Below are 26,699 nucleotides of genomic sequence, written 5' to 3'. Positions count from 1 at the left end.
TCCCGGCGGCTGACTGTTCATCATCCCGGGCTGCGGTGAGGGCAGGGGTTTTGAATGCAGTGGGCATACAGGCTCAGTGCATGGTCCGCAATCACAAAACCTTTGGCTTGTGCAACGGCTTGTTGGCGCGACTCGATTTCAGGGTCAAAAAACTCCTCAACCCGACCGCAATCAAGACACACCATGTGGTCGTGGTGTTGTCCTTCATTGAGTTCATAAACAGCTTTGCCACTTTCGAAGTGGTTCCGGCTCAAAATGCCTGCTTGCTCAAATTGGGTCAATACCCGGTAAACCGTGGCCAAGCCAATATCGGCGTTGTCTTGGAGCAAATGACGAAACACATCTTCGGCCGTCATGTGGCGCATTTGGGCGCTTTGAAAAACTTCCAGAATTTTCAAGCGGGGCAGAGTGGCTTTGAGGCCGTTGCTTTTGAGTTCTTCGATGTGGCTCATGGTTTCAAGGGTTCGGTCAGGGCTTGCCGTGGCTGTGCAAAGCTGCCGCTACAATGATCTGATCATATCGGTACGCCCACAACCATGACAGCCTCCATGACATTTCGCACACCTGCTCTTCTTGTTGCGCTTTTTTTGAGCGTGGGTTTGAGCGCTTGTGGCGGTCTTTCCGGCAACATCAACCGCGACACTTTCAAGCCTTATGTGCCCGAGGTGGTGCAAGGCAATTTCGTCTCCAAAGAGCAACGTCAGGCGCTGCGCCCCGGAATGCAGCGTGCGCAGGTGCGGGACATTCTGGGCACGCCATTGATCGCCAGTTTGTTTCATGCCGACCGTTGGGACTATGCGTTCAGCATTGAGCGCCAAGGTGTCCCTGCTCAAAACTTCAGACTGACGGTGTATTTCAAAGGCGATGTGCTTGAACAAGTGGACAGCGATGTGCTGCCCAGCGAGTCGGAGTTCGCAGGTCGATTGGCCGGCCCCAGGGCCAATGTCAAGGTGCCCGTTTTAGAAGCCACAGAAGAGGCCTTGAAGAAGTTTGAGGCACCCAAGCCTGTCATGGACACTGTGCGGCCGCCAGCTGCTCTGCCCAGCCAATACCCGCCTTTGGAGCCCGCTCTTCGCTGAGTGGCGCAGCCCAAGTCACCGCTTGGGCGCGGTTCTTTTTTCAGATTCACTTGTTTTGAAGTCATGACCTCTTTGAATTTATTGCCAATCACGGTTGCCGGTGCTTCGGGCCGCATGGGGCAGATGCTGATCGAGGCCATCTTGGCCTCTGATGATTGTCGGCTGGCCGGTGCGCTGGACATGGCGTCAAGCCCCGCCTTGGGTCTGGATGCAGGGGCCTCTTTGGGCCAGGTCACGGGCACGGCCGTGACCGCTGATTTGCGCCAAGGTCTGAGCGGCTCGTCCTGTTTGATTGATTTCACACGCCCCGAAGGCACGCTGGCACACCTTCAGGTTTGTCGTGAACTCGGGGTCAAGGCGGTGATTGGAACCACAGGCTTCAGTGAGGCACAAAAGGCCGAGATCGCTGAATTGGCCAAAGACATGGCCATTGTCATGGCCCCCAACATGAGCGTGGGGGTGAACGTGACTTTGAAATTGCTGCAAATGGCCGCTCAGGCCATGTCCACCGGTTACGACATCGAGATCATCGAAGCTCACCATCGCCACAAGGTCGATGCCCCTTCGGGCACAGCCCTCAAAATGGGTGAGGTGATTGCCCAAGCCATTGGCCGGGATCTCAAGGAGTGCGCGGTTTATGAGCGCTATGGCCATACCGGTGAGCGCGATCCTTCCACCATCGGTTTTTCCACCATTCGCGGCGGGGACATTGTGGGTGACCACACGGTGCTTTTTGCGGGCATTGGTGAGCGCATTGAGGTCACGCACAAATCCTCCAGTCGATCGACCTATGCGCAAGGCAGTTTGCGTGCCGTTCGCTTTTTGGCAGGGCAGGAACGGGGCTTGTTTGACATGTTCGACGTCTTAAATCTGCGTTGATCTGCCTGTCAGATCAAAAGTTGCCATGAACCTGAACGACTTTTTGTTGCACAGCGATGTGCTCAGTCGGGTGTTGGCGCTTTTGTTGTTGGCGCTGTCGGTCGGCAGTTGGGTGGTCATGGTCTGGAAGTGGCGCTTGTTGTCCCGAGTAGCTCAGGATGTTCCTCGCAGTGTGGCTGCGTTTTGGCAGTCCACGGGTTTTGAGGATGCCCGACAAAGGGTGGCTCAATTTGACCGCGACGCCTGTGTGTTGCCCTTGCTCGAGTCCACCCTGGAGCCCTTGGGCGGAACTTTGGCCTCGGCGGGCGAACGCCACCCCCAATTGACCCGGGTGTTGCGGGACGCCATGCAAACGGTGTTGCGTCGTCTGCAATGGGGCCAGGTGTTGTTGGCCACAGCGGGGTCCATTTCCCCTTTTATGGGCTTGCTGGGAACGGTTTGGGGCATCTTCAATGCCTTGACCGGCATGGCCGAAGGAGGGGCTTTGACCATTGACAAAGTGGCCGGCCCTGTGGGCGAGGCCCTGATCATGACCGCTGCCGGCCTGGCGGTGGCCATTCCTGCCGTGCTGGGCTACAACGTGCTGGGCCGACGCATTGGTCAGATCGAGGCCGAGCTTGAAGGTTTTGCGCACGATCTTCGCGCACTGTTGTCCGACAAGGCCCCGGGCTGAAAACATGGCATTTGGTCGCCTGTCTGCACACAAAGCCGATCAGCCCATGAGCGAGATCAATGTCACGCCTTTGGTGGACGTGATGTTGGTTTTGCTGGTGATTTTCATCGTCACGGCTCCTTTGATGAGCAGTGCCATACGACTGGACTTGCCCAGCAGTGAAGCGGGTGAGCCGGGTGCTGCCCCACAGTCGATGGCCTTGGTGGTGAATGCCCAAGGGGTGATGTTCATGAACGACCAAGTCATCACTGCCGACGCATTGCGTCTGAAACTGCGGGCAGCCGCGCAGCGCAATCCCCTGACCGAGCTAGAGCTTCGGGCCGATGCATCCGTGCCTTATGGCCGCGTGGTCGAGGCCATGGGGCTGGCCCAAAAAGCGGGCTTGAGCCGAATTGGCTTTGTGGCCCAGGTGGTTTCACCCTGAGTTTGCTGCCGGGTCACCCTGACGGTCAGGTGTGCGGGATCGCCACCGCCCAAGCCCTACAATTTAGCCCTATGCAAGACAAGTACAACCACCTCGAAGTCGAACCCGCTGCGCAATCCCGCTGGACCGCCCGCGATGCCTACCGCGTCACCGAAGACGCCAGCAAAAAGAAGTTCTACGCCTGCTCCATGTTGCCTTACCCCAGCGGCAAGCTGCACATGGGCCATGTGCGCAACTACACCATCAACGACATGCTCACGCGCAGCCTGCGCATGAAGGGTTTCAATGTCCTGATGCCCATGGGCTGGGATGCGTTTGGTCTGCCCGCCGAAAACGCTGCTTTGAAGAACGGCGTGCCCCCGGCCAAATGGACGTACGAGAACATCGCGTACATGAAAAAGCAGATGCAGGCCATGGGCCTGGCCATCGACTGGTCACGCGAAGTCGCCACCTGCGACCCGACCTATTACAAGTGGAACCAGTGGCTGTTCTTGAAGATGCTGGAAAAAGGCATCGCCTACCGCAAGACCCAAGTCGTGAACTGGGACCCGGTGGACCAGACCGTGCTGGCCAACGAACAGGTCATTGACGGCAAAGGTTGGCGCACGGGCGCTCCGGTTGAAAAGCGCGAGATCCCCGGTTATTACCTGAACATCACCGCTTACGCGCAAGAGCTGTTGGACCATGTGCAGATCGGCAACGACAAAGCCACGCTGAACGGCTGGCCGGACAAAGTGCGCCTGATGCAGGAAAACTGGATCGGCAAGAGCGAAGGCGTGCGCTTTGCATTCCCGCACACCATCACAGGTGCCGATGGCGCTTTGATCGGCGACGGCAAGATGTACGTGTTCACCACCCGCGCCGACACCATCATGGGTGTGACCTTCTGCGCTGTGGCTGCAGAACACCCGCTGGCGCTGCATGCCGCGGCCAGCAACCCTGCTTTGGCAGCGTTTTTGGAAGAGTGCAAGAGCGGCGGCACGACCGAGGCCGAAATGGCCACCCAAGAGAAAAAGGGCATGGCCACGGGTCTGTTCGTGACGCACCCACTGACCGGTGCACAAGTTGAAGTGTGGGTTGGCAACTACGTGCTCATGAGTTACGGCGATGGCGCCGTGATGGGCGTGCCTGCGCACGACGAGCGTGACTTTGCGTTTGCGCTCAAGTACGCGCTGCCGATACAGCAGGTCGTGTCCGTCAAGGACCAGGCCTTCGACGCCACCGTCTGGCAGGACTGGTATGGTGACAAGCAAAGCTGCGTCTGCATCAACTCCGGCGAACTCGACGGTTTGACGCAAAAAACCGCTGTGAGCAAAGTCGCCGAGTTGCTCGCCGCCAAAGGCTTGGGCGAGAAAAAAACCACCTGGCGTCTGCGCGACTGGGGCGTGAGCCGTCAGCGCTACTGGGGCACGCCGATCCCGATCATCCATTGCGAGGAGCACGGCGCGGTGCCGGTGCCCGAAAAAGACCTGCCCGTGGTGCTGCCGCAAGACTGCATTCCCGACGGCTCGGGCAACCCGCTGCACAAGCACGAAGGTTTCCACGCAGGCGTAACTTGCCCCGTGTGCGGCAAAGCGGCCCGCCGCGAGACCGACACCATGGACACCTTTGTGGATTCGTCTTGGTACTTTATGCGCTACTGCGACCCGACCAACACCGAGAAGATGGTGGCAGAGGGTGCGGACTATTGGATGCGGGACCAGAACAATGCCACTGGTGGCAGCGGCATGGACCAGTACATTGGCGGCATCGAGCACGCCATCCTGCACCTCTTGTACGCCCGCTTCTGGACCAAGGTCATGCGCGACCTGGGCCTGGTCAAGGTGGACGAGCCCTTCAGCAAGCTGCTCACACAGGGTATGGTGCTCAACCACATCTACTCTCGCCGCACCGCCAAAGGCGGCAAGGATTACTTCTGGCCGCACGATGTCGAGCATGTGCTCGACGAGACCGGCAAAGTGGTGGGCGCCAAGCTCAAGAACGAAGCCGACAGCGGCGATGGCCGCTTGCCCGTGGGAACGGCCATCGACTACGAGGGCGTGGGCACCATGTCCAAGTCGAAAAACAACGGCGTGGACCCGCAGGACCTGATCGAGCGCTACGGCGCTGACACGGCGCGTCTGTACACCATGTTCACCGCGCCGCCCGAAGTCACGCTGGAGTGGAATGACTCGGCCGTCGAAGGCAGCTACCGTTTCTTGCGCCGGGTCTGGAACTTCGCGTTCAAGCACCACGAATTGCTGCGCTCGGCCACCAGCCAAGACCTGAGCCAAGCCGCTTTGGGCGATTCGGCCAAGGCCTTGCGCCGCGAAATGCACTTGGTGCTCAAGCAAGTGGGTTATGACTACGAGCGCATGCAATACAACACCGTGGTGTCTGGTTGCATGAAGCTGCTCAACGCGCTGGAAGACTTCAAGCCCGATGGCAGTGCAGGAGATACCGCCGCCCTGTGCGAAGGCGTCTCGCTCTTGACGCGCATGCTCTACCCCGCTTGCCCGCACATCACCGATGAAATCTGGCAGCAACTGGGTTTTGCCCAAGCTGCAGGCGAGTTGCTCGATGCGCCTTGGCCCACCGTGGACGAGTCGGCTTTGGAGCGCGACCAGATCGAGCTGATGCTGCAAATCAACGGCAAGCTGCGCGGTTCCATCCTGGTGCCTGCCAGCGCCGACAAGGCCCAGATCGAAGCCGCTGCCTTGGCCAACGAAGCCTTTGTCAAGCAGGCCGCAGGTGCCGCGCCCAAAAAGGTGATTGTGGTGCCGGGCCGCTTGGTCAACGTGGTGATTTGAGCGCACGCACCGGATGGATGCACACGCCCCATGAGCACTTCGCGCCGACTTTGCCTTCGGGTCATGCTGGGACTGCCCCTCACGGCAGGCCTGTCGGCGTGTGGGTTTCAGCTGCGCGGTGCCGCTGATTACCCGTTCAAAACCCTTTATGCCAATTTTTCAAGCACCTCCTCCTTGGGGGTCGAGTTGCGGCGAAATTTACTGGGCACAGGCCGCATTGAGCTGTGGAATGATCCGCCCCAGATGTTGCGGGCCGATGCGGTGCTGGACATCTTGAGCGAAGACCGCCAACAAGTGGTGGTGGGTGTGAACACCTCGGGGCAAGTGCGTGAATTGCAATTGCGTTTGAAAGTGAAGTTTCGCCTGCGCACGCCCCAGGGGGTGAGCCTCATTGAGCCGGTGGAGTTGGCCCAGCAGCGCGACCTGAGCTTCACCGAGACCGCTGCACTGTCCAAGGAAATCGAACAGGGCATGATGTACCGCGACATGCAGTCGGACATCGTGCAGCAAATCATGCGCCGATTGGCCGCTGTCAAGTCGCTCGCCACCCCCTTGTCCAAGCCCTGATTTGCACCCCATGCAACTGGCGTACTCCCAACTTTCTGCGCACTTGCAAAAAGGCTTGCGCAGCCTGTATGTGCTCCATGGCGACGAGCCATTGATGCAACAAGAGGCGGCCGACGCCATTCGCGCCACCGCCCGCGCTCAGGGCTATACCGAGCGCAGTGTGCACACCGTGTCTGGGGCCCATTTTGACTGGAGCGAGGTGCTGGCTGCAGGCGGGTCGCTCAGCCTATTTGCCGACAAACAAATCGTGGAAGTGCGCATTCCCACGGGTAAACCTGGCAAAGAGGGCAGCACGGCACTGCAGCAATTGGCTGTATCGACACAAGACAATGATTCGACCTTGACCCTGGTTTTGTTGCCCCGCCTGGATGCCGCCACACGCAAAGGGGCTTGGTTCGGTGCTTTGGAAAACTTGGGGGTGTTGGTCACGATTGACCCGATAGAGCGCAATGCTTTGCCCCAATGGATTGCCCAGCGATTGCAAGGCCAAGGCCAGCGCGTCTTGGCGGGAGAGGCCGGCCAGCGGACTTTGCAGTTTTTTGCCGATCGTGTCGAAGGCAATTTGCTGGCTGCACACCAGGAAATCCAGAAACTGGGCCTGCTCTACCCGCAGGGTGAACTCACCCAAGCGCAGGTTGAGTCGGCGGTGGTCAATGTGGCCCGCTACGATGTGTTCAAGTTGTCTGAATCGGTTTTGTCGGGTCAGGTGGCCCGGGTGCAGCGCATGCTCGATGGCTTGCAGGCCGAGGGCGAAGCCGCTGTGCTGGTGCACTACACCATTGCCGAAGACATCCGTGCCATGAAACGCGTCAAAGACGCCATTGCCCAAGGCAAACCCATGCCCATGGCTTTGCGTGAACACAGGGTGTGGAGTCCGCGGGACCGTTTGTTTGAGCGCGTGCTGCCCACCATGAGCGCGGCACGGCTGCATGGCCTGCTGCAAGCGGCCCACCAAGTGGACGGCATTGTCAAAGGCCTCAAAGTGCCCGATTGGCCGACCGACCCTTGGCAAGCCCTGCAGCGATTGGCCGTGCGTTTTTCACGCTTTTGCATCGTTCGCTGAGCCACGTTTGCATCTGCGAAAATGCGTGCATGACCGAATTGAATACCGTTGAACATGTGCAGGCCTTGGGCCTGCAAGCCAAAACAGCCTCAAGCCAGATGGCCCGGGCCTCTGCCGCCATCAAAAACAAGGCTTTGCGTCATCTGGCCGCCTTGCTGCGCGAGAACACCGACGCCTTGCAACTGGACAATGCCAAAGACTTGGAACGTGCCCGCACTGCTGGCTTGGCGGAGCCCATGGTGGACCGTCTGAAATTGAGCCCCAAAGTGCTGGAAACCTGCGCCCAGGGTTGCGAACAGCTGGCCGCCATGCCCGATGTGATCGGCGAAATCATCGGCATGAAGCAGGTGCCCAGTGGCATCCGTGTCGGTCAAATGCGGGTGCCCATTGGCGTGTTTGGCATGATTTTTGAGAGCCGCCCCAATGTGACCATCGAAGCGGCCAGCCTGTCCATCAAAAGCGGCAATGCCTGCATCTTGCGCGGCGGCTCCGAGGCGATTGAATCGAACAAGGCCTTGGCCAAGCTGGTGCAGCAAGCCCTGACCGAGAGTGGCTTGCCCGTCAACGCGGTGCAGCTGGTGCAAACCACCGACCGCGCCGCCGTGGGTCAGCTCATCACCATGCCGCAATACGTGGATGTGGTCATCCCGCGTGGCGGCAAGGGCCTGATCGAGCGCATCAGCGCCGAAGCCAAGGTGCCCGTGATCAAACACCTGGACGGCAATTGCCACACCTATGTGGACGATCCCTGCGACATCGACATGGCCGTCAAAGTGGCCGACAACGCCAAAACCCAAAAGTACAGCCCTTGCAACGCCAGCGAAAGCCTGTTGGTGGCGCGGGGTGTCGCGGCCGAATTCTTGCCCAAAATCGGCGCGATTTATGCGGCCAAAGGCGTGGAAATGCGTTGCTGCCCCAAGGCCAAAGCCATTTTGAGCCAGGTCGCCGGGGCCAATTTGAAAGACGCGACCGAGCAGGACTGGTTCGAGGAATACCTCGCACCCATCATCAGCATCAAGGTGCTTGAGGGGGTGGATGAGGCGATTGCCCACATCAACCACTTCAGCAGCCACCACACCGACGCCATCCTGACCCGCGACCACATGCACGCTCAGCGCTTTTTGCGTGAGGTGGATTCGGCCAGTGTCATGGTCAACGCCAGCACCCGCTTTGCCGATGGCTTTGAGTACGGGCTGGGTGCCGAAATTGGCATCAGCACCGACAAGTTTCACGCCCGGGGCCCGGTGGGCATCGAGGGCCTGACCTCGCTCAAGTACGTGGTGCTCGGCGAGGGTGAAGTGCGTGGCTGATCACACCCGGGGGACGGTTGTCCGCTTGGCGCTTGCAATGCGCCAGAACGTCCCCATATCATCACTTTGATTTTCTGGTTCATCGAAGGCAAGTCCATGGTTCCTCATCTCGTCACCGCCCTGACCGGCCCTATCAATGAGCTCGAGCAGCGCATTCTCGACTCCATGCCCGCCATTGAGCGCTGGTTCCGTCTGGAGTGGATGGAGCACACGCCCCCGTTCTACACCTCGGTGGACATCCGCAATGCCGGCTTCAAGCTCGCACCCGTGGACACCAATCTTTACCCCGGTGGCTGGAACAACCTGACACCCGAGATGTTGCCCTTGGCCGTGCAGGCCGCCCAAGCCGCCATCGAAAAGATCTGTCCCGAGGCCAAAAACCTCCTGATCATTCCCGAAAACCACACCCGCAACACCTTTTACCTGACCAATGTGGCGCAGTTGCAGCGCATCTTCCACATGGCCGGTTTGAATGTGCGCTTGGGCTCGATCAACCCCGAAATCAAGGAAACCACGGTCATTGAGTTGCCCAACGGCGAGAGCGTGACCCTCGAGCCCGTGGTGCGCACCAAGCACCGCCTGGGCCTCAAGGACTTTGACCCCTGCACCATCTTGCTCAACAACGACCTGTCGGCCGGTGCCCCCGGCATTCTGGAAGAGCTGCACGAGCAATTCTTGCTGCCGCCCCTGCACGCCGGCTGGAGCGTGCGCCGCAAGACCAAACATTTCCAGAGCTACGAAGAAGTGGCCAAGCGTTTTGGCAAGCTGCTGGGCATCGATCCCTGGCTGATCAACCCCATGTTCAGTCAGTGTGGTGATGTGAACTTTGCCGAAGGCACGGGCATGGAATGCCTGCGCAGCAATGTGGACGCGTTGCTCACCAAGATCAAGCGCAAATACAAGGAATACGGCATCAACGAAAAGCCGTTTGTGGTGGTCAAGGCCGACAACGGCACCTATGGCATGGGCATCATGACCGTGCGCGATGTGTCCGATCTGGACCAACTCAACCGCAAGACGCGCAACAAGATGAACGTCATCAAGGACGGTCAGACCGTCAACGACGTGATCATCCAAGAGGGCGTGCTGACCAATGAGCGCATCAATGACGCTGTGGCCGAGCCCGTGGTTTACATGATGGACCGCTATGTGGTGGGCGGTTTTTACCGGGTGCATGCCGAGCGCGGTGTGGACGAAAATCTGAATGCCCCGGGTGCCAGCTTTGTGCCTTTGGCCTTTGCCGAAAGCCCGCATTTGCCCCAACCGGGCGTCAAGCCTGGGGCCAGCGTGCCCAACCGCTTTTACATGTATGGCGTCATCGGCCGCCTGGCCATGTTGGCAGCCAGCTATGAGCTGGAAGCGACCGACCCTGAGGCCGAGGTGTACGACTGAAGTTGTTGCACTGCAACAAAATCACAAAATGAACGGTGACACAGGGCTCGAATCGGGCGCAAAATAGCCAGCTTGTTTGTCATCAGGCCTGCTTATACCCAGGCCCCTGCCTGTGTCCACTACCCGTTCTTCACTTGTCGCATTGACCTTGGGCGCCATTGGCGTGGTGTATGGCGACATCGGCACCAGTGTGCTGTATGCGATGAAAGAGGTCTTTGGCTCCGGCCATGTGCCTTTTACGCCGGCCAATGTTTACGGCATCCTCTCCATCTTCTTTTGGACCCTGACCACCATCGTGTCGGTCAAGTATGTGGTGTTGGTGCTGCGTGCCGACAACCACGGCGAAGGGGGGCTGGTGGCCATGTTGGCGCTTGCTTCGCAATCGGTCAAAGACAAACCGCAATTGCGCAAAGTGCTGTTGATCGTCGGCATTTTTGGAACCTGTCTTTTTTATGGTGACGGGGTCATCACACCCGCCATCTCGGTGTTGTCGGCCGTTGAAGGCTTGGAGATCATCTCCCCGACCTTCAAAAAGGCGGTGATCCCCCTCACGCTGGTCATCTTGTTCCTGCTGTTTTGGGTGCAAAAGCGGGGCACGGCGGGCATTGGCAAATTCTTCGGTCCGATCACGCTGGTCTGGTTTCTTGCCATCGCGGTCTTGGGCGTGTCGCACATCGTGCAGCGCCCCGAGATCTTGTTCGCCATCAGCCCCCACTATGCGCTGGGTTTCATGTGGAATGAGCCGGGCACCACCTTCATCATTTTGGGCGCGGTGGTCTTGTGTGTGACCGGGGGCGAAGCCTTGTATGCCGACATGGGCCATTTCGGTAAAAAACCGATTCGCCTGGCTTGGTTCAGTGTGGTCATGCCTTGTTTGACTCTGAACTATTTTGGTCAAGGCGCGTTGCTTCTGGCCGAACCTGAAGCGGTCAAAAACCCGTTTTACATGATGGCTCCCGAATGGGCCTTGCTGCCACTGGTGGGTTTGGCCACCATGGCCACGGTGATTGCATCGCAGGCGCTGATTTCAGGGGCTTTCAGTGTGACCAAACAGGTCATTCAATTGGGTTATTTGCCGCGCTTGCAGGTGCTGCACACCAGCGAGACCGATACAGGGCAAATTTACATGCCCTTTGTCAATTGGGGCCTGTTTGTGGCCATCGTGCTGGCGGTGGTCATGTTCAAGTCGTCGAGCAATTTGGCTGCTGCTTACGGCATCGCGGTGTGCACCGACATGTTGATCACCACGGTGCTGACATTTTTCGTCATCCGCTATGCCTGGAAATTGCCACTGGCTCTGTGCATCGGTGCGACCGGTTTCTTCTTTGTGGTTGATCTGGCGTTTTGGGCTTCCAACATGTTCAAGTTGTTTGATGGGGGCTGGTTTCCCCTGCTCATTGGCGCAGCGGTGTTCACCCTCATGCTCACATGGCACGATGGGCGTCGACTGCTCAACGAGTCTTTGCGCACGGATGCTTTGCAGTTGGGCGATTTTCTGGAAGCGGTGTTCATTTCTCCGCCCACCCGGGTGGAGGGCACGGCCGTGTTCTTGACGGCCGAGACGGGGGCTGTGCCCAATGCCTTGTTGCACAACCTCAAGCACAACAAGGTTTTGCACGAAACCAATTTGTTTGTCACCGTGCGCAGCCACGAGGTGCCCCGTGTGGACGCTGCACAGCGCCTGGATGTCACGCCTTTGGGGCATGAATGCTGGCAAGTCATTGTCAATTACGGCTTCAAAGACAATCCTGACCTGCCCTCTGCGCTGAGCAAAATCAAAGGAGAGGGCTACAAACTCGATCCGATGATGACCAGTTATTTCCTGTCACGCGACATCGTGATTCCCACCATTGGTGGCGGCATGGCCACCTGGCGTGAAAAACTTTTTGCCCAGATGCACCACAACGCCAGTGCTGCGGCCGAATTTTTGAACTTGCCCACCAATGCGGTGGTCGAGTTGGGCTCCAAGATTGAAATTTAAGGCCCCGTGAGCACCACCCATCTGCTGTATTTGCACGGCTTCAGGTCGTCGCCGCAGTCGGCCAAAGCCCAAATCATGGCCCAACGGGTGCAGACCTTGCACCCCGGTGTGACCTGGTGGTGTCCACAGCTGCCCGCTTCGCCTGCGCAAGCTGTTGCCCTCTTGCTGCAGGGCACGGCCGCTTGGCCGCCCGGGCACATGGCGGTCATGGGGTCTTCACTCGGCGGCTTTTACGCCGCATGGCTGTCGGCACACCTGTCCATCCCAGCGGTGCTGATCAACCCGGCTGTGCACCCCGCGCGAGATCTGGCGCGATACATTGGCGAGCACCCGGTTTGGCAAGACCCGGCGCAAAGCATTTTTTTTGAACCTGCTTATGTCCAAGAGTTGGTGCAGCTCGAAAGCCAGCCCCCGCCCACCATGCCCTCAACCCTGGCCTTGATCGCCAAGGGAGACGAGGTGCTCGACTGGCGCGAGATGCTGGCCCGTCACCAAGCCGGTCAGGTGTGCTTGATCGAGGGCAGTGACCACGCTCTGAGTGATTTTGAAGACCATTTGCTGCAAATTCTTGAATTTCTGCGGTTGGTGTGAAGCCCTGAGGGCTGAATGGTCGGGTGGCATGGGAAAATCCAGCCATGTATGCATTTTTTGAAGAAGCCGGCAAATTCATGGCCGGACGGATCATGTCCGAAGCCGAGTCCTCTGCGCAGGTCGAACTCGACTCGGGCAAGCGGGTCAAGGTCAAGTCGGCCTATTTGTTGCTCAAGTTCGACAAGCCCAGCCCTGCCGTTTTGATGAGCGAGGCCGCCGCCTTGAGCCAAAGCATTGAGCTCGAACTGGCCTACGAGTGCGCTTCAGACGAAGAGTTTGGTTTTGGCGATTTGGCCAAGGACTATTTCAGCGCCAACGCCAGCACCACAGAGCAAGTGGCCGCCTTGCTGCGCTTGCACGAAGCGCCCCATTACTTTCGTCGGGGCAGTGCCAAGGGGCGCTTTCGCAAGGCACCCGCCGAGATCGTGCAGCAGGCTTTGCTGGCCATCGAGAAGAAAAAGCAGATTCAAGCCCAAATAGACGCCTGGTCTGCCGAGCTGATGGCCGGCAGCTGCCCCGCCCCCATCCGCGAGCAGCTGTACAAAATCCTTTTTCGTCCCGACAAGAACACGCCCGAATACAAGGCCGTGGTCGAGGCCAGCAAAAGCAGCCAGACCGCGCCTTTGGACCTGTTGCAAAACGCGGGTGCCATCGCTTCGGCCTGGGATTTTCATTGGCAGCGTTTCTTGTTTGACCTGTTTCCCAAAGGCACCGGCTTTCCGCCCCTGCAAGCGCCCGCCATCCAGGACGAATTGCCGCTGGCACCCGTGCAGGCGTTTTCCATTGACGACTCTCACACCACCGAAATTGACGATGCTTTGTCGCTGCAGGGACTGGGCACCGGCACGGTCACGGTGGGCATCCACATCGCCGCACCTGGCTTGGCGCTGACGCCGGGCAGCCCCATCGACCAGTTGGGCCGTGCGCGCCTGTCCACCGTCTACATGCCGGGTTACAAAATCACCATGCTGCCCGACAGCGTGGTGCAAACCTACACCCTGATTGAAGGGCGCGACTGCCCGGCCGTGTCGCTGTACGTGACCTTCAGTGAAGACACGCTGGAGGTGCAAAAGACCGAAACCCGGCTGGAGCGCGTGCCGATTCTGGTCAACCTGCGCCACGACCAGCTGGACGATCGCATCACCCGCGAGTGGCTCGAAGGCGAGGACTCAAGCGACCATGCCGATGTGCCCGTGAGCCGCGCCACGCTGGCGTTTTATTGGCGTCTGGCGCAAACCCTCAAGGCCCGGCGCGAAGTGGTGCGCGGCAAACCCGAGAACTTCAACCGCCCCGACTACAGCTTCAAGCTGGACCGGGCCAGCAACGACGCCCCGCCCACAGGCGAAGAGACCGTGCTGATCGGCACCCGCAAACGCGGTGCCCCGCTCGACTTGATGGTGGCCGAGGCCATGATTTTGGCCAACAGCACTTGGGGCCAGTGGATGGCTCAGCTGGGGGTGCCCGGCATCTACCGCAGCCAAGCCAGCTTGGCCCCGGGCGTCAAGGTGCGCATGGGCACCAAGGCCTTGCCGCATGCGGGCATTGGCGTGCCCAGCTACGCCTGGAGCACCTCGCCGCTGCGCCGTTACACCGACCTGGTCAACCAGTGGCAAATCATCGCCTGCGCCAAGCATGGGGCCACCGCTGCGCTGGCTGCGCCCTTCAAGCCCAAAGACGCCGAATTGTTCTCGATCATCAGCGGCTTTGATGCCGCCTACAGCGCCTACAACAGCGTGCAGTCCAGCATGGAGCGTTACTGGACGCTGCGCCATGTGCAGCAGCAAAGCATGGACGAGTTGGACGCCAGCCTGGTCAAGGAAATGGGCGGCGGCAGCTGGCTGGTGCGTGCCGACACCTTGCCGCTGATGTTCAGTGTCATGGGTGCCCAGGGTCTGGCCCGGGGAGCACATGTGCGCGTCAAGCTCGGCGAGATTGACCTGATGGCACTGGATGTGAGTGGCACCGTGATCGCGCACCTCGATGCAGACAACCCCGTGGATTCTGATGCGGAAGAAGCCGAGGAAGACGATGTCCTGCCCGCAGGACCTGTGACCATTGCTGTGGACCTTCAGGACAGCACACAAAGCCATGAAAACTGATGCCATGGCCGATGGGCCCAAGTCAAGCGCCCCGGCGCAAGCCACCAAGCCATCCCCCCACCGGGGTTTGATTTGGGCATTGTCACTCTCCGTGGCGGTGCATTTGGGTTTGGTGACTTTGCGCTTTGCCGCCCCCGAAACCTACAACCGCGTCTTTCAGGACACGCCTCTTGAAGTGATGCTTGTCAATGCCCGCAGTGACGAGGCCCCACAAAAAGCGCAGGCCTTGGCACAGGTCCGTTTGGCTGGGGGTGGCGAGGTGCCTCAAGTGCGCATCGCCAGCTCGCCCTTGCCACCGGCCTTGAATCCAGATCCTGGCACCGACATCAGCGCAATGCAGCGCCAGATTGAGGCACTCAAAATGCAGCAAATGCGTTTGCTCACACAACTCAAGGACGAGTTGTCGGTGCTGACCCGAGAAAACGCCGGTGACAAAAAGGACGGCCCTGACCGCCAAGCCCGCGAGCAACGCCAACAACAGTTGGCCCGGCAGTTGGCCCAGATTGAGCAACGTGTTGACCAGACACAGGGATCGGCCCGCAAGCGCTACATCAGCCCCGCCACACAAGAGGTGGCCTATGCGCTGTACTACGATAAATTGCGCCGGACCATCGAGTACCAAGGCACCTTGAATTTTCCGGAAGCCAACGGACAAAAAATATACGGGCAGCTCACCATGGTGATCACGGTGGACAGTCGGGGCAGATTGTTGTCGACCGAGGTGGCCAAGCCATCGGGCACCCCCATGCTCGATGAACGGGCCGTGGCCATTGTGCGCAGTGCTGCGCCTTTTGGTGTGTTTACCTCCAAAATGCGCCAGCAGGCCGACCAAATTGTGGTCGTCACCCGGTTTGATTTTTCCCGGGACAACACCCTGGAAACGCGCATGCAAGCGCAAGAAAAAGCCAAACCTTGAGACTGTGCAAGGTTTAACGAACACCGAAAGATTGTGATGCGTGCCCTTGGCCGATGGTTGTTGTTGGTGTTGTTGGCCGCGTTGGGCCTGCAGTTGTTTTTTGCTCTGCGCATTGTGAGCATGAACTGGTGGATGCCCGAATCCACCACGTTCCAACGCTCCCAAGCTTGGCAAATCGTGCAGCGTCAAGGGGCGCTGCCCTGGCGTCAGGAATCTGTGTCGATGGCGGCTGTGGCCACCACACTGCAGCGTGCCGTGATCGCCTCTGAAGATGGGGCCTTCACCCAGCACAAAGGGGTTTGGTGGCAGTCTTTGGAAAAAGCGTGGGAGAAAAATGCCAAGGCCAAAGCTTTGGCTGAGAAAAAAACGCAAAACCAAGCGGGCAAGCCCCCAGTCACCGCAAAAATTGTGGGCGGCTCGACCATCACCCAACAATTGGCCAAGAACCTTTTTTTGTCCGGTGAGCGCACCCTGCTGCGCAAGGGACAAGAAATGTTGATCACCCTGACCTTAGAGGCGTTTTTGAGCAAACGCCGCATTCTGGAGATTTACCTCAACAGCGTGGAGTGGGGTGAAGGGGTGTTTGGTGCACAAGCCGCTGCACAGCATTACTTTCGCAAAAACGCCTCGCGTCTGAGCGCATGGGAGGCCGCCCGTTTGGCGGTGATGCTGCCCCGCCCGCGTTATTTTGAAAAGTTGCCCCAATCGCCTTATTTGGCAAGCCGTGCCGAAACCATCACCGCCCGCATGAACGATGTGGTTTTGCCATGAGCACGCTGACCCATGCGGCACCAACGACTTTGCGCATTTTGGGCATTGATCCGGGTCTGCAAACCACGGGTTTTGGTGTGCTCGACATGAGCGGATCCAAACTCCAGTATGTGGCCAGCGGCGTGATCGAGACCACGCGGGAAGAAATGGGCAACTTGCCTGCGCGTTTGAAAGTGATTTATGACGGCATCCGCGAAATCAAAGCGCGTTACCAGCCTGATGTGGCTTCGGTCGAGATTGTGTTTGTGAACATCAACCCGCAAGCGACCTTGCTTTTGGGGCAGGCCCGTGGCTGCTGTGTGACGGCCTTGGTGTCGTGTGATTTGCCGGTGGCCGAATACACCGCATTGCAAATGAAGCAGTCGGTCACCGGCCATGGCCGGGCGGCCAAGTCGCAAGTGCAGGAAATGGTCAAGCGTTTGTTGCACTTGCCTGTGTTGCCCCGGCAAGATGCCGCTGATGCTTTGGGCATGGCCATCACCCATGCCCACGCCAGCCCCTCGATGAACAAATTGGCCGCGCAAGGCGTTCTCAACCGCAAAACCCACGGCATGTTCAGAAGCGGCCGCAGTCACTGAGGCTGGCGGCCCATCAAAAGCAAAACTCGCCCTTTGGCTTGGGCAAATTTCTGACACTCGCTTGATCTGGCGCAGGCTCAATTGGGGGTGTAAGCCAAGCGCACGTAAATGGGGGCGAAAGCCTCGGCTTGGGTGATTTCGACCAAGGTTTCCTTGGCCAATTCGAGCAAAGCGATGAAGGTCACCACCAGCACGGGGGTGCCCAAGCTGGCATCGAACAAGTTTTCGAACTCGACAAACTTGCGACCTTGCAGGTGCTTGAGCACGATGCTCATGTGCTCTCGGACACTGAGCTCTTCCCGGCTGATTTTGTGGTGTTGCACCAAGTTGGCACGTCGCAAAATATCTTGCCACGCTGATTGCAACTCGCCCATGCTGACGTCTGGAAAACGCGGTTGCAGACTTTGTTCGATGTGCACTTGGGCCTGCAAAAAATCCCGACCATAGTGTGGAATGAGGTTCAGCTGCATGGAGGCCAGTTTCATCTGCTCGTACTCCAGCAGACGCCGCACCAATTCGGCACGCGGGTCCTCGGCCTCTTCGCCCTCGGCGACTTTTTTGGGCGGCAGCAGCATGCGCGACTTGATCTCGATCAGCATGGCCGCCATCAGCAGGTATTCGGCAGCCAATTCCAGGTTGCGTGCCCGGATTTCATCCACATAACTCAGGTACTGACGGGTCACGCCCGCCATGGGAATGTCGAGAATGTTGAAGTTTTGCTTGCGAATCAGGTAAAGCAGCAAGTCCAGTGGACCCTCAAACGCCTCCAAAAACACCTCCAGCGCATCCGGTGGGATGTACAGGTCCGTGGGCATGGCGAAAAGGGGTTCACCATACAAGCGAGCCAGAGCCACTTGGTCCACCACATGGGGCATGGCCTGGGCTTGCTCAAGTTGTGCTGGTGGCAGCTCCTTGGGGGCGGTGCTCATGGGGGGAGAGGGGGCGTTCAGCAGAGGGTCAGGTGCCTGCGACGTGTTCAGGCCAGGGTCTGGTACACGTAAGGCTTTTGGGCGACACGTCCGTCTTTGAATGCCTGTTGATCGTCACGGCTGATGGATTTGTCCCACAACAGGGCGCGACCTTGACGTTGTTGCGCTTCCAGTTGAGGATGTTCGCGCTTGAGTTGATCAATGAATTGTGTAGCGTCCGAAACGTAGTCGGGGCGGCGAAAAATGGACATGGGGGAACTTCCGTTCGGAAAAAGAAAACTGAGCGCTGACCACGGCACAAACTCCAAGACAGTGCTGGGGTCTGCATTTTAGCGGGCATGGTGCTCAAAGAGGCTGACAGCGCGGTTCAGTCCAGCAGACAAGTCTTTGACCAGTTGACCTTGAAGGTGTTCAACCAGGCCGCTGCGCCGGGCAATGTCCAGAGGTTGGTGTGACAAACCGCAAACGATGAGCTGAATTTGTTTTTTACGGCAGGTTTCCACCAGATTCATCAACGCATCAGCTCCGGAAGAATCGATGTAGATGACGTTTTTCAGGTCCAGCACCAAAACCGGGGTTTGCACCGTGTCCTCCAACTCTTCCACCAGTTTGACGGCACCAAAAAACAAGGCCCCATACAAGCGCCAAGCTTGAACTTGGTGGTCGTGGCCGGTCAGTTCGGGGTGGTCGGCCGCGCTGACTTGTTCGCACCGGGTCAGGCTGGAAATGCGGTAAATGAAAGTCAGGCAGGCTGCAACCAACCCCACCTCGACGGCCACCGTCAGATCAAAGACAACCGTCAGAAAAAAGACCGCCAACAAAGTGATGCGGTAGGGCAAGCGGTATTGGCGCAAGAGCATGAATTCGCGCCACTCGCCCATGTTCCAGGCGACAAACATCAAAATAGCCGCCAGCGCCGCCAATGGAATGTGTCCGGCCAAGGGGGCTGCCACCAGCACCACGGCCAGCAAAGTGAGGGCATGCACCATGCCCGAAATTGGGGTGCTGCCCCCGCTTTTGATGTTGGTGACGGTGCGGGCGATGGTGCCAGTGGCCGGCATGCCTCCAAAGAAGGGCGTGACAAAATTGGCCACACCTTGGGCCATCAATTCTTGATTCGGGTTGTGCCGGTCGCCGATCATGCCATCGGCGATGCGGGCGCACAGGAGGGACTCAATCGCTCCCAATAGCGTCAGCGTCAAGGTGGGCATGAGCAAAAAACGAGCACTGTCCCAGCTGAACTCGGGCCATGCAAACGCAGGCAAGGTCGCAGGGATGCCTCCAAACTTGCTGCCAATGGTCTCAACCGGCAAGTTCAGCAGCCAAGTCACCAAAGTGGCAAAGACCAGCGCAACGATGGAGCCAGGCATCATGCAGGCCCAGCGGTAGCGGGTGTCCGCCAAACGGCGGCTCATGCGCAACCAACCGACCAACAAGGACAAAGAGGCCATGGCCAGCAGCACAGCGGCCAGACTGGCACTGTGCAGGTTGTGCCAAAGGGTGTGCAAGATGCCAAAAAAATCGGCGGGCATGCTGATGATTTTCAGACCCAGAAAATCCTTGATCTGTGACAGCATGATCAGCACCGCGATGCCGTTGGTGAATCCAATCACCACCGCCACCGGAATGAAGCGGATCAGCGTGCCCAAGCGAAACAAACCCATCAGGAACAGCAGTACACCCGACATGGCGGTGGCCAAAATCAAGTTGGCCAAACCATAACGCTCGACAATGCCATAAACAATGACGATGAAGGCACCGGCCGGGCCGCCAATTTGTACCCGACTGCCACCCAAAGCAGAGATCAGAAAGCCCGCAATGATGGCAGTGAACAGGCCGGCTTCGGGCTTGAGTCCGGAGGCGATGGCAAAGGCCATGGCCAAGGGCAGGGCGACCACACCGACAGTCAGTCCCGCGCCGACATCCTGGCTGAAGCGTTGACGGTTGTAAGCGCTCAAGCTGTCGAACAATCGGGGGCGAAAGAAATGCGTGGCCTGCATCCACTTCATGGGCGTCTCGTGTAGATTTTTTGTGGGCAAATTATGCGGCACGCCAACGCAGGTCGGTCAACAAGGGGCGCAGGCACAACACCCAAAGCAGGGCCGCCAAGGGCACGGTGGTGATGTAACCCCAGTACTTGAAACCCAGTGCCCCGATCAGCCCGCCCAGAAAAAAGCCCAGCACCAGGGCCAGCTGCACCCGCAGGCGCTGGCGGTTGGCACGCACCGGGGTGCCGGGCTGGCTGCGGTTCATGTACAGAAGTTTGCCCAACTCGATGCCCAGGTCGGTCACCAGCCCGGTGATGTGGGTGGTGCGGATTTCGGCTTTGGAAATTTTGGTGATGACCGCGTTTTGCAGGCCCATGATGAAGCACAACAGGACCACCGTGACCGGGACAAACAGCTGCGACCAGGCCGCAATGGCCGCGCCAAACAGCCCGAACACCAGCAAGGCCCCGGATTCGAGCAGGAGCGGCAAGCTGTAGCTGCTGCGCAGCTGCTGTCGCAAGCCCCAGTTGACCAAGATGGCGGTGCACATGGCACCAGACATGAAAGCCATGAGGCATGCCAGGCCCGCCAAGGCCAATGTGATGTTGCCCAGCACCAAGTCGTCGGCCACAGAAGACACGATGCCGGTCATGTGCGAGGTGTAGCTGCCCACCGCCAAAAAACCACCTGCGTTGGTGGCTCCGGCGACAAAGGTCAGCACCAAGCCCAACCGCAGGTTGGCCTCAGGGCTGCGCTGCACATCGGTCCATCCGCGAATCAGGGGGAACATGTGCAGCGTTTTTTTGCAAATGGGTCAGTGAATGCGCATGCCGGGCTTGGCACCGGGCCAGGGGTGCAGCACATGGATACCCGGCTCGGCTTTTTCATCCGCGTGGCTGGCGGCCAGCACCATGCCCTCCGACACGCCAAACTTCATCTTGCGCGGGGCCAGGTTGGCCACCATCACGGTCAGCTTGCCGATCAGATCTTCGGGTTTGTACATGCTGGCGATGCCACTGAACACATTGCGCATGCGCCCTTCGCCCACGTCGAGCGTCAGGCGCAACAGCTTGACCGAGCCTTCCACGGGCTCGCAATTCACGATCTGGGCAATGCGCAGGTCCACCTTGGCGAAATCGTCGATGCTGATGGTGGGGGCGATGTCTTCGCCGCCGGGAATGAGCTTTTCCTCCACCACGGCCGGTGGCTCGAACAGGGCGTCGAGTTGTTCAGGGGTGACGCGTTGCATCAGGTGTTGGTAGGCGTTGATGCTGTGGCCTGCGCCCAGCAGGCTTTGCGCTTGCTCAAAGGTGAAGGGCTCGACGTTCAGGAAAGCCTCGACCTGCGCCGCCAGTGCGGGAAGCACGGGCTTGAGTTGCAGGCTGAGCAGGCGGAAGGCTTCGATGCAGGTGCTGCACACGTCGTGCAATCGCGCGTCTTGGCCTGCTTGTTTGGCCAAGTCCCAAGGTTTGTTTTGATCCACATAGCTGTTGACCTTGTCGGTCAGCAGCATGATTTCGCGCAGTGCTTTGGCGTATTCGCGTTCGTCGTAAAGCGCGGCAATGGTCGGCGCAGCGGCTTGCAAGCTTGTCAGCAAGGCTTGCCCGTCGGCGCTCACGGGGCCGAGTTGGCCGCCAAAGCGCTTGGCGATGAAGCCGGCCGAGCGCGAGGCGATGTTCACAAATTTGCCGATCAAATCGCTGTTGACCCGCGCCATGAAGTCTTCGGCGTTGAAGTCGATGTCTTCGTTGCGGGCCGAGAGTTTGGCCGCCAGGTAGTAGCGCAGCCACTCGGGGTTCATGCCCAGGCTCAGGTACTTGAGCGGGTCCAGGCCCGTGCCCCGGCTCTTGCTCATTTTTTCGCCGTTGTTCACCGTCAGGAAGCCGTGCACGTTCACCTTGTTGGGCGTCTTGCGGCCACTGAAATGCAGCATGGCGGGCCAGAAGAGCGTGTGGAAGGTGACGATGTCCTTGCCGATGAAGTGGATCTGCTCCAGATTGGGGTTGGCCATGTAGGCGGCGTAATCTTCGCCGCGTTTGTCCAGCAGGTTTTTCAGCGAGGCCAGGTAGCCCACAGGCGCGTCCAGCCACACATAAAAGTACTTGCCCGGCGCGTCCGGAATCTCAATGCCGAAGTAGGGCGCGTCGCGTGAGATGTCCCAGTCGCCCAAGCCCTCGCTGGTCGTGCCGTCGGGGTTGGTGCGCACCGAAAACCACTCTTTGACTTTGTTGGCCACCTCGGGCTGCAGCTTGCCGTCTTGGGTCCATTGGCTCAAAAACTCGACACAGCGCGGGTCGGAGAGCTTGAAGAAAAAGTGTTCCGAGGTCTTGAGCTCAGGCTTGGCACCCGACAGGGCCGAAAACGGGTTGATCAGATCGGTGGGGGCATAGACCGCGCCGCAAACTTCGCAGTTGTCGCCGTACTGGTCTTTGGCGTGGCACTTAGGGCACTCGCCTTTGATGAAACGGTCGGGCAGGAACATGTTCTTTTGCGGGTCAAAGAACTGCTCGACCGAGCGCACCTCGATCAGCGAGCCACCGTCGGCAGCCGAAATGTCGCGCAGGTCCCGGTAAATGGCACGGGCCAACTCGTGGTTTTCGGGTGCGTCGGTGCTGTGCCAGTTGTCAAACTGGATGTGAAAACCGTCCAAATAAGGCTTGCGTCCCGCCGCGATGTCGGCCACGAACTGCTGGGGCGTCTTGCCCGCCTTTTCGGCGGCAATCATGATCGGCGCACCGTGCGTGTCGTCCGCGCCCACAAAATTGACTTGGCTGCCCTGCATGCGCTGGAAACGGACCCAGATGTCGGCCTGGATGTATTCCATGATGTGGCCGATGTGGAAATTGCCGTTGGCATACGGCAAGGCGGTGGTGACAAAAAGCTGGCGGGGCGCGGTGGGGGCAGACATGGTGGGGCAGTTTGTAGGGGAATCGGTGATTTTAGGGTGTATGGGCTGTCTTGTCGGTAAACTTCGGCCCATTCTAGAAAGTGACCATGGCGACCACCGAACAACTCCTCCAGGCTTTGCAAGCCGTCATTGACCCGAACACGGGCAAAGATTTCGTGTCCACCAAAACCCTGAAAAACCTCCAAGTCGAAGGCGGCGATGTCTCTTTTGACGTGGAGCTGGGCTACCCGGCCAAGAGCCAAATCCCGGCCCTGCGTCAGGCCTTGATCGCCGCCGCCAAAGGCGTGGCGGGCGTGGCCAATGTGTCGGCCAACGTGACCAGCAAGATCACGGCGCACGCCGCCCAGCGCGGTGTGGCCCTGCTGCCTCAGGTGAAAAACATCGTGGCTGTTGCTTCGGGCAAGGGCGGCGTGGGCAAAAGCACCACCGCCGTCAACCTCGCGCTGGCGCTGGCCGCCGAAGGTGCCAAAGTGGGTCTGCTGGATGCCGACATCTATGGCCCCAGCCAGCCCATGATGATGGGCATCGAAGGCCGCCCCGAGAGCGAAGACGGCCAGACCATGGAGCCCATGGAGAACTACGGCGTGCAGGTCATGTCGATTGGCTTCTTGGTCAACGCTGACGAAGCCATGATCTGGCGCGGCCCCATGGCCACCCAGGCGCTGGAACAGCTGCTGCGCCAGACCAACTGGAAAGAACTCGACTATTTGATCGTGGACATGCCCCCGGGCACGGGCGACATCCAGCTGACCCTGAGCCAGCGTGTGCCCATGACCGGCGCAGTGATCGTGACCACCCCGCAAGACATTGCCCTCTTGGATGCCAAAAAAGGCGTGAAGATGTTCGAGAAAGTCGGCGTGCCGATTTTGGGCTTGGTCGAAAACATGGCGGTGCACGTTTGCACGAACTGCGGCCATGTCGAGCACATCTTTGGCGCTGATGGCGGCAAGAAAATGGCCGCCGAATACGGCATGGATTACCTGGGCGCACTGCCTCTGGACATGCAAATTCGCCTGCAAGCCGACAGCGGCAAGCCCACCGTGGTCTACGACCCCGATGGCGAAGTGGCGCAAATCTACAAGGCCGTGGCCCGCCAGGTGGCGGTCAAAATCGCGGCCAAGGCCAAAGATTTTTCGAGCAAGTTCCCGACCATCAAGGTCAGCAAGGACACCTGAACACGGGACAGGCCGTCCACTGCGGCGGCCATGCCTCAGTCCTTTGCAAAGAGACCGTTTTGAAGTAATCAATACGTATTCATTGTTATCATTTGCTTTGTGTTGTGAGGTACAAAGTGAATGCTTTCCATCGGCTTGCCGCCGGAGTCCGACAAGTATTGTGGCGTTGGCCCATGGAGTGGCTGGCGGGTTTGTTGGTGGCCGTGGGGCTGTGGGTGGTGCTGTACACCTACCAGTCCAGCGAGGCGATGGTCAAACAATATGCTGCAGAAAGTGCTCAAACGCACGCGGTGTCCATCACGCAGTTTCGCAATTTCTACACCCAAGAACTGGTGCCCAGGGCCGTCAAGGCGGGGGTGGACATCACCCACGAATACCAGTTGCGTGACAACGCACTGCCTTTGCCTGCCAGCTTGACCATCGATCTTGGACATTATTTGTCCAAAGTCGATGGCGGCACGCAGGTGCGCTTGTTCAGCGATCAGCCTTTTCCATGGCGCGTGGCTGAGCGTCACCTCGATGATTTCCAGCACCAGGCTTTGATGCATCTGAAAACGCATCCCGATCGCCCCTTTGTTCGCGAAGAAATCATGAACGGCACCCGTGTGCTGCGTTACGCGCAAGCCGACAAGATGCTGGCCAGTTGTGTGGCGTGCCATAACAGTTACCCTGGCTCTCCCAATACCCAATGGCGAGAAGGGGATGTCCGGGGTGCTTTAGAGGTCGTGCTGCCTGTCTCGGAATGGCAATTGGCCAGCACAGGGGTGTTGAACCGAACTTTTGCTGTTTTGTTGGTGTTGTTGTTTTTGGGCTTTGCTCTGGTGTGGTTGTCCTTGCGCCGAATCCGTTCGGCTTTGCTGACCTCCCGATCCCTTTCTGCAGAGAGGCAAACGGCCATTCGGCAATTGAGTGAAGAAATTCTGGAGCGTGAACAGGTCGAAAAAAATTTGCGCCTGAGCGAAAGCAAACTGCAGAGTATTTTTCGATTGGTTCCCGAAGGCATTGTGGTGGCCGATGCCCATGGAAAAATGGTGCAGTGCAATGATGCAATGGCGGGCATTTTTGGCTACCCGATGGAGGAGTTGATGGGCCAGCGCGTCAATCTGCTCATGGCGGACACGGACCGTCAGCACCACGACCAGTCCATGTCGAACTACTTGGTGACCGGTGAGAAGAAGCTCATGAACCAGCCGCGTGTGCTTCATGGGCGTCGGCGTGATGGCAGCTTGTTTCCGGTCAGGGTCACCCTCAGTGAAACTCGGCTGGACAAAGAACATTTCTTCATTGGCGTCATGCAGGACTTCACGGCCATCCAAAGTGCCCAGGACCTGCTGGTCGAAGCCAAGGAAAAAGCCGAACAAGCCAATCGCATGCGTGGTGAGTTTTTGGCCAACATGAGTCACGAGATTCGCACGCCCATGAATGGCATTGTGGGCATGACCGAATTGGCCTTGGACACCTCAGAGCCCGATCGGCAAAAGGAATACTTGGTGCTGGCCCGAGACTCGGCCAACCATTTGTTGCAAATCATCAACGAAATCCTGGACTTTTCCAAAATCGAAGCCAAAGCCTTGGAGCTGGAGCTGTTGGAGGTCAGTCCTGCGCAACTGGTGCGTCAAACCGTCCGGTCACTGGAACAACTGGCCTTCGCCAAGGGGGTGGCCGTGAGACTGGAGATGGGGTCCGATATCCCTGAGCGCTTGTGGATGGACCCGGTGCGGATGCGACAGGTGTTGACCAATCTGATTGGCAATGCCATCAAATTCACCGATGCGGGTTCTGTCACCGTCTGTACCGAACGCCTGGCAGCAGCCGATGCCAACACGGTGGTTTTGCGCATCAGCATCATCGACACGGGCATCGGATTTGATCCAGAGCGCACCGAGGCCTTGTTCAGCCCTTTTACCCAAGCCGATGGCTCGGTGACGCGCTCCTTTGGAGGCACGGGTTTGGGTCTGGCCATCACACGCAGCCTGTTGCAGCTGATGGGGGGCTCCATCTCGGCCGAAGGGCGGCCAGGCAAAGGCGCTACCTTTGTCGCCACCTTGCCTGCCCGTCAAGTGCTGAATTCGAGCGTGTTGACCCCCCCTCCCACTCTGGACTCAGAGGTGAAGAAGACCCCAGGTCAGACGTATTCGGTACTGCTGGTTGAAGACCATGACATCAACCGCAAGCTCGCTGAAATCATGCTGCAACGCATGGGCTATCGGTATGCCTTGGCCGCAGATGGCCAGCAGGCGCTGGACCGGCTGGCGCAAGAGCGCTTTGACGTGGTGTTGATGGATGTGATGATGCCAGTCATGGATGGCATCAGCGCCCTCAAATTGTTGCGGCAGCGGGAGGCTCTACAAGGCCACAGAACCCGCGTTTTGATGGTCACCGCTCACGCCATGACGGGTGACCGGGAGCGTTTCCTGAGTGCCGGGGCGGATGGCTATGTGTCCAAGCCCATGTCACAGGTGGCTTTGCAAAAAGAAATCGAGCGGGTGCTGAACGTGCGACATTCCAACGAGCCTGGGGCGTCGAATGCCGTGGGTGAGTTCGCCCAGTGACTGTGTTTGTTCTCAACGCAAGAGGCCATGCGCGG

23 protein-coding genes are annotated in these 26,699 nt (G+C 58.8%); 17 read left to right on the top strand and 6 right to left on the bottom strand.

From position 1 onward, the window contains the following. Nucleotides 1-20 precede the first annotated feature (20 nt). The gene (fur, locus tag B9Z48_RS10615; RefSeq protein ID WP_089962198.1) at nt 21-452 is read right to left on the bottom strand and encodes a ferric iron uptake transcriptional regulator; all 432 of its coding nucleotides are present in this window, start codon (nt 450-452) and stop codon (nt 21-23) included. Between the two features lie 96 nt (nt 453-548). On the opposite strand from fur, the gene B9Z48_RS10610 reads away from it, so the two are divergent. The 15 genes from B9Z48_RS10610 (at nt 549) to ruvC (ending at nt 17,112) form a co-directional block, all read left to right on the top strand. Continuing rightward, nucleotides 549-1,079 (top strand): outer membrane protein assembly factor BamE, encoded by a 531-nt coding sequence (locus B9Z48_RS10610; RefSeq protein ID WP_233261091.1) that lies wholly within the window; start codon nt 549-551, stop codon nt 1,077-1,079. 63 nt (nt 1,080-1,142) lie between these two features. Then, nucleotides 1,143-1,958, top strand: coding sequence for a 4-hydroxy-tetrahydrodipicolinate reductase (gene dapB / locus B9Z48_RS10605; RefSeq protein ID WP_108378287.1), 816 nt, complete (start codon nt 1,143-1,145; stop codon nt 1,956-1,958). 25 nt (nt 1,959-1,983) lie between these two features. Further along, nucleotides 1,984-2,631 (top strand): MotA/TolQ/ExbB proton channel family protein, encoded by a 648-nt coding sequence (locus B9Z48_RS10600; protein WP_089962188.1) that lies wholly within the window; start codon nt 1,984-1,986, stop codon nt 2,629-2,631. A 4-nt stretch (nt 2,632-2,635) separates the two neighbouring features. Further along, nucleotides 2,636-3,055, top strand: coding sequence for a biopolymer transporter ExbD (locus B9Z48_RS10595; RefSeq protein ID WP_089962184.1), 420 nt, complete (start codon nt 2,636-2,638; stop codon nt 3,053-3,055). A gap of 71 nt (nt 3,056-3,126) precedes the next feature. Continuing rightward, the gene (gene leuS / locus B9Z48_RS10590) at nt 3,127-5,844 is read left to right on the top strand and encodes a leucine--tRNA ligase (protein ID WP_108378285.1); all 2,718 of its coding nucleotides are present in this window, start codon (nt 3,127-3,129) and stop codon (nt 5,842-5,844) included. A 30-nt stretch (nt 5,845-5,874) separates the two neighbouring features. After that, complete coding sequence (gene lptE / locus B9Z48_RS10585; protein WP_108378283.1) at nt 5,875-6,411, top strand: LPS assembly lipoprotein LptE; 537 nt, start codon at nt 5,875-5,877, stop codon at nt 6,409-6,411. A 10-nt stretch (nt 6,412-6,421) separates the two neighbouring features. Further along, on the top strand, nt 6,422-7,474 hold the full coding sequence (gene holA, locus B9Z48_RS10580) for a DNA polymerase III subunit delta (RefSeq protein WP_108378419.1): 1,053 nt from the start codon (nt 6,422-6,424) through the stop codon (nt 7,472-7,474). A gap of 29 nt (nt 7,475-7,503) precedes the next feature. Then, on the top strand, nt 7,504-8,784 hold the full coding sequence (locus B9Z48_RS10575; RefSeq protein ID WP_108378281.1) for a glutamate-5-semialdehyde dehydrogenase: 1,281 nt from the start codon (nt 7,504-7,506) through the stop codon (nt 8,782-8,784). 96 nt (nt 8,785-8,880) lie between these two features. Beyond that, entirely contained in the window at nt 8,881-10,176 is a 1,296-nt protein-coding gene (gshA, locus tag B9Z48_RS10570; protein ID WP_089962366.1) for a glutamate--cysteine ligase, read from the top strand. Nucleotides 10,177-10,288: 112 nt separating this feature from the next. Continuing rightward, nucleotides 10,289-12,157: a potassium transporter Kup gene (locus B9Z48_RS10565; protein ID WP_194944846.1), complete on the top strand. Its 1,869-nt coding sequence runs from the start codon at nt 10,289-10,291 to the stop codon at nt 12,155-12,157. A gap of 6 nt (nt 12,158-12,163) precedes the next feature. Further along, a complete protein-coding gene (locus B9Z48_RS10560; RefSeq protein ID WP_108378279.1) occupies nt 12,164-12,748 on the top strand; it encodes a YqiA/YcfP family alpha/beta fold hydrolase in 585 nt (194 codons plus the stop codon). Between the two features lie 44 nt (nt 12,749-12,792). Further along, a complete protein-coding gene (locus tag B9Z48_RS10555; protein WP_108378277.1) occupies nt 12,793-14,847 on the top strand; it encodes a ribonuclease catalytic domain-containing protein in 2,055 nt (684 codons plus the stop codon). After that, the gene (locus tag B9Z48_RS10550; protein ID WP_233261090.1) at nt 14,837-15,763 is read left to right on the top strand and encodes an energy transducer TonB; all 927 of its coding nucleotides are present in this window, start codon (nt 14,837-14,839) and stop codon (nt 15,761-15,763) included. Before B9Z48_RS10555 ends, B9Z48_RS10550 begins: the two co-directional genes overlap by 11 nt. A 36-nt stretch (nt 15,764-15,799) precedes the next feature. After that, entirely contained in the window at nt 15,800-16,534 is a 735-nt protein-coding gene (mtgA, locus tag B9Z48_RS10545) for a monofunctional biosynthetic peptidoglycan transglycosylase (protein WP_089962158.1), read from the top strand. Between the two features lie 29 nt (nt 16,535-16,563). Continuing rightward, the gene (ruvC, locus tag B9Z48_RS10540) at nt 16,564-17,112 is read left to right on the top strand and encodes a crossover junction endodeoxyribonuclease RuvC (protein ID WP_089962359.1); all 549 of its coding nucleotides are present in this window, start codon (nt 16,564-16,566) and stop codon (nt 17,110-17,112) included. Nucleotides 17,113-17,189: 77 nt separating this feature from the next. Here the strand turns inward: ruvC and B9Z48_RS10535 are convergent, their stop codons facing one another. The 5 genes from B9Z48_RS10535 to metG all read right to left on the bottom strand — a co-directional run bounded on the left by B9Z48_RS10535 (nt 17,190) and on the right by metG (nt 22,937). Continuing rightward, on the bottom strand, nt 17,190-18,041 hold the full coding sequence (locus B9Z48_RS10535; protein ID WP_089962154.1) for a ScpA family protein: 852 nt from the start codon (nt 18,039-18,041) through the stop codon (nt 17,190-17,192). A gap of 47 nt (nt 18,042-18,088) precedes the next feature. After that, nucleotides 18,089-18,292 (bottom strand): DUF3460 family protein, encoded by a 204-nt coding sequence (locus B9Z48_RS10530; protein WP_089962151.1) that lies wholly within the window; start codon nt 18,290-18,292, stop codon nt 18,089-18,091. A gap of 78 nt (nt 18,293-18,370) precedes the next feature. Further along, on the bottom strand, nt 18,371-20,050 hold the full coding sequence (locus B9Z48_RS10525) for a SulP family inorganic anion transporter (protein ID WP_089962148.1): 1,680 nt from the start codon (nt 20,048-20,050) through the stop codon (nt 18,371-18,373). A gap of 31 nt (nt 20,051-20,081) precedes the next feature. After that, nucleotides 20,082-20,819, bottom strand: a complete 738-nt coding sequence (locus B9Z48_RS10520) for a YoaK family protein (protein WP_108378275.1) — start codon at nt 20,817-20,819, stop codon at nt 20,082-20,084. 24 nt (nt 20,820-20,843) lie between these two features. Then, on the bottom strand, nt 20,844-22,937 hold the full coding sequence (gene metG / locus B9Z48_RS10515; protein ID WP_108378273.1) for a methionine--tRNA ligase: 2,094 nt from the start codon (nt 22,935-22,937) through the stop codon (nt 20,844-20,846). Between the two features lie 86 nt (nt 22,938-23,023). Between metG and apbC the strand changes: the two genes are divergently transcribed. Together apbC and B9Z48_RS10505 are read left to right on the top strand one after the other, a co-directional pair. Continuing rightward, nucleotides 23,024-24,112 (top strand): iron-sulfur cluster carrier protein ApbC, encoded by a 1,089-nt coding sequence (apbC, locus tag B9Z48_RS10510; RefSeq protein WP_108378271.1) that lies wholly within the window; start codon nt 23,024-23,026, stop codon nt 24,110-24,112. Between the two features lie 173 nt (nt 24,113-24,285). Beyond that, on the top strand, nt 24,286-26,664 hold the full coding sequence (locus B9Z48_RS10505; protein WP_108378269.1) for a response regulator: 2,379 nt from the start codon (nt 24,286-24,288) through the stop codon (nt 26,662-26,664). Nucleotides 26,665-26,699: the final 35 nt, after the last annotated feature.

The sequence above is a fragment of the Limnohabitans sp. WS1 genome, from assembly GCF_003063265.1.
GTDB lineage: Bacteria > Pseudomonadota > Gammaproteobacteria > Burkholderiales > Burkholderiaceae_C > Limnohabitans_A.
This window is presented reverse-complemented; position numbering and strand designations above follow the sequence as displayed.

What these genes read in the sequence shown, in the direction of transcription:
- fur (WP_089962198.1), bottom strand. Translation starts at nt 452, where the DNA reads ATGAGCCACATCGAAGAACTCAAAAGCAACGGCCTCAAAGCCACTCTG.
- B9Z48_RS10610 (WP_233261091.1), top strand. Translation starts at nt 549, where the DNA reads ATGACATTTCGCACACCTGCTCTTCTTGTTGCGCTTTTTTTGAGCGTG.
- dapB (WP_108378287.1), top strand. Translation starts at nt 1,143, where the DNA reads ATGACCTCTTTGAATTTATTGCCAATCACGGTTGCCGGTGCTTCGGGC.
- B9Z48_RS10600 (WP_089962188.1), top strand. Translation starts at nt 1,984, where the DNA reads ATGAACCTGAACGACTTTTTGTTGCACAGCGATGTGCTCAGTCGGGTG.
- B9Z48_RS10595 (WP_089962184.1), top strand. Translation starts at nt 2,636, where the DNA reads ATGGCATTTGGTCGCCTGTCTGCACACAAAGCCGATCAGCCCATGAGC.
- leuS (WP_108378285.1), top strand. Translation starts at nt 3,127, where the DNA reads ATGCAAGACAAGTACAACCACCTCGAAGTCGAACCCGCTGCGCAATCC.
- lptE (WP_108378283.1), top strand. Translation starts at nt 5,875, where the DNA reads ATGAGCACTTCGCGCCGACTTTGCCTTCGGGTCATGCTGGGACTGCCC.
- holA (WP_108378419.1), top strand. Translation starts at nt 6,422, where the DNA reads ATGCAACTGGCGTACTCCCAACTTTCTGCGCACTTGCAAAAAGGCTTG.
- B9Z48_RS10575 (WP_108378281.1), top strand. Translation starts at nt 7,504, where the DNA reads ATGACCGAATTGAATACCGTTGAACATGTGCAGGCCTTGGGCCTGCAA.
- gshA (WP_089962366.1), top strand. Translation starts at nt 8,881, where the DNA reads ATGGTTCCTCATCTCGTCACCGCCCTGACCGGCCCTATCAATGAGCTC.
- B9Z48_RS10555 (WP_108378277.1), top strand. Translation starts at nt 12,793, where the DNA reads ATGTATGCATTTTTTGAAGAAGCCGGCAAATTCATGGCCGGACGGATC.
- B9Z48_RS10550 (WP_233261090.1), top strand. Translation starts at nt 14,837, where the DNA reads ATGAAAACTGATGCCATGGCCGATGGGCCCAAGTCAAGCGCCCCGGCG.
- mtgA (WP_089962158.1), top strand. Translation starts at nt 15,800, where the DNA reads ATGCGTGCCCTTGGCCGATGGTTGTTGTTGGTGTTGTTGGCCGCGTTG.
- B9Z48_RS10535 (WP_089962154.1), bottom strand. Translation starts at nt 18,041, where the DNA reads ATGAGCACCGCCCCCAAGGAGCTGCCACCAGCACAACTTGAGCAAGCC.
- B9Z48_RS10530 (WP_089962151.1), bottom strand. Translation starts at nt 18,292, where the DNA reads ATGTCCATTTTTCGCCGCCCCGACTACGTTTCGGACGCTACACAATTC.
- B9Z48_RS10525 (WP_089962148.1), bottom strand. Translation starts at nt 20,050, where the DNA reads ATGAAGTGGATGCAGGCCACGCATTTCTTTCGCCCCCGATTGTTCGAC.
- B9Z48_RS10520 (WP_108378275.1), bottom strand. Translation starts at nt 20,819, where the DNA reads ATGTTCCCCCTGATTCGCGGATGGACCGATGTGCAGCGCAGCCCTGAG.
- metG (WP_108378273.1), bottom strand. Translation starts at nt 22,937, where the DNA reads ATGTCTGCCCCCACCGCGCCCCGCCAGCTTTTTGTCACCACCGCCTTG.
- apbC (WP_108378271.1), top strand. Translation starts at nt 23,024, where the DNA reads ATGGCGACCACCGAACAACTCCTCCAGGCTTTGCAAGCCGTCATTGAC.
- B9Z48_RS10505 (WP_108378269.1), top strand. Translation starts at nt 24,286, where the DNA reads ATGGAGTGGCTGGCGGGTTTGTTGGTGGCCGTGGGGCTGTGGGTGGTG.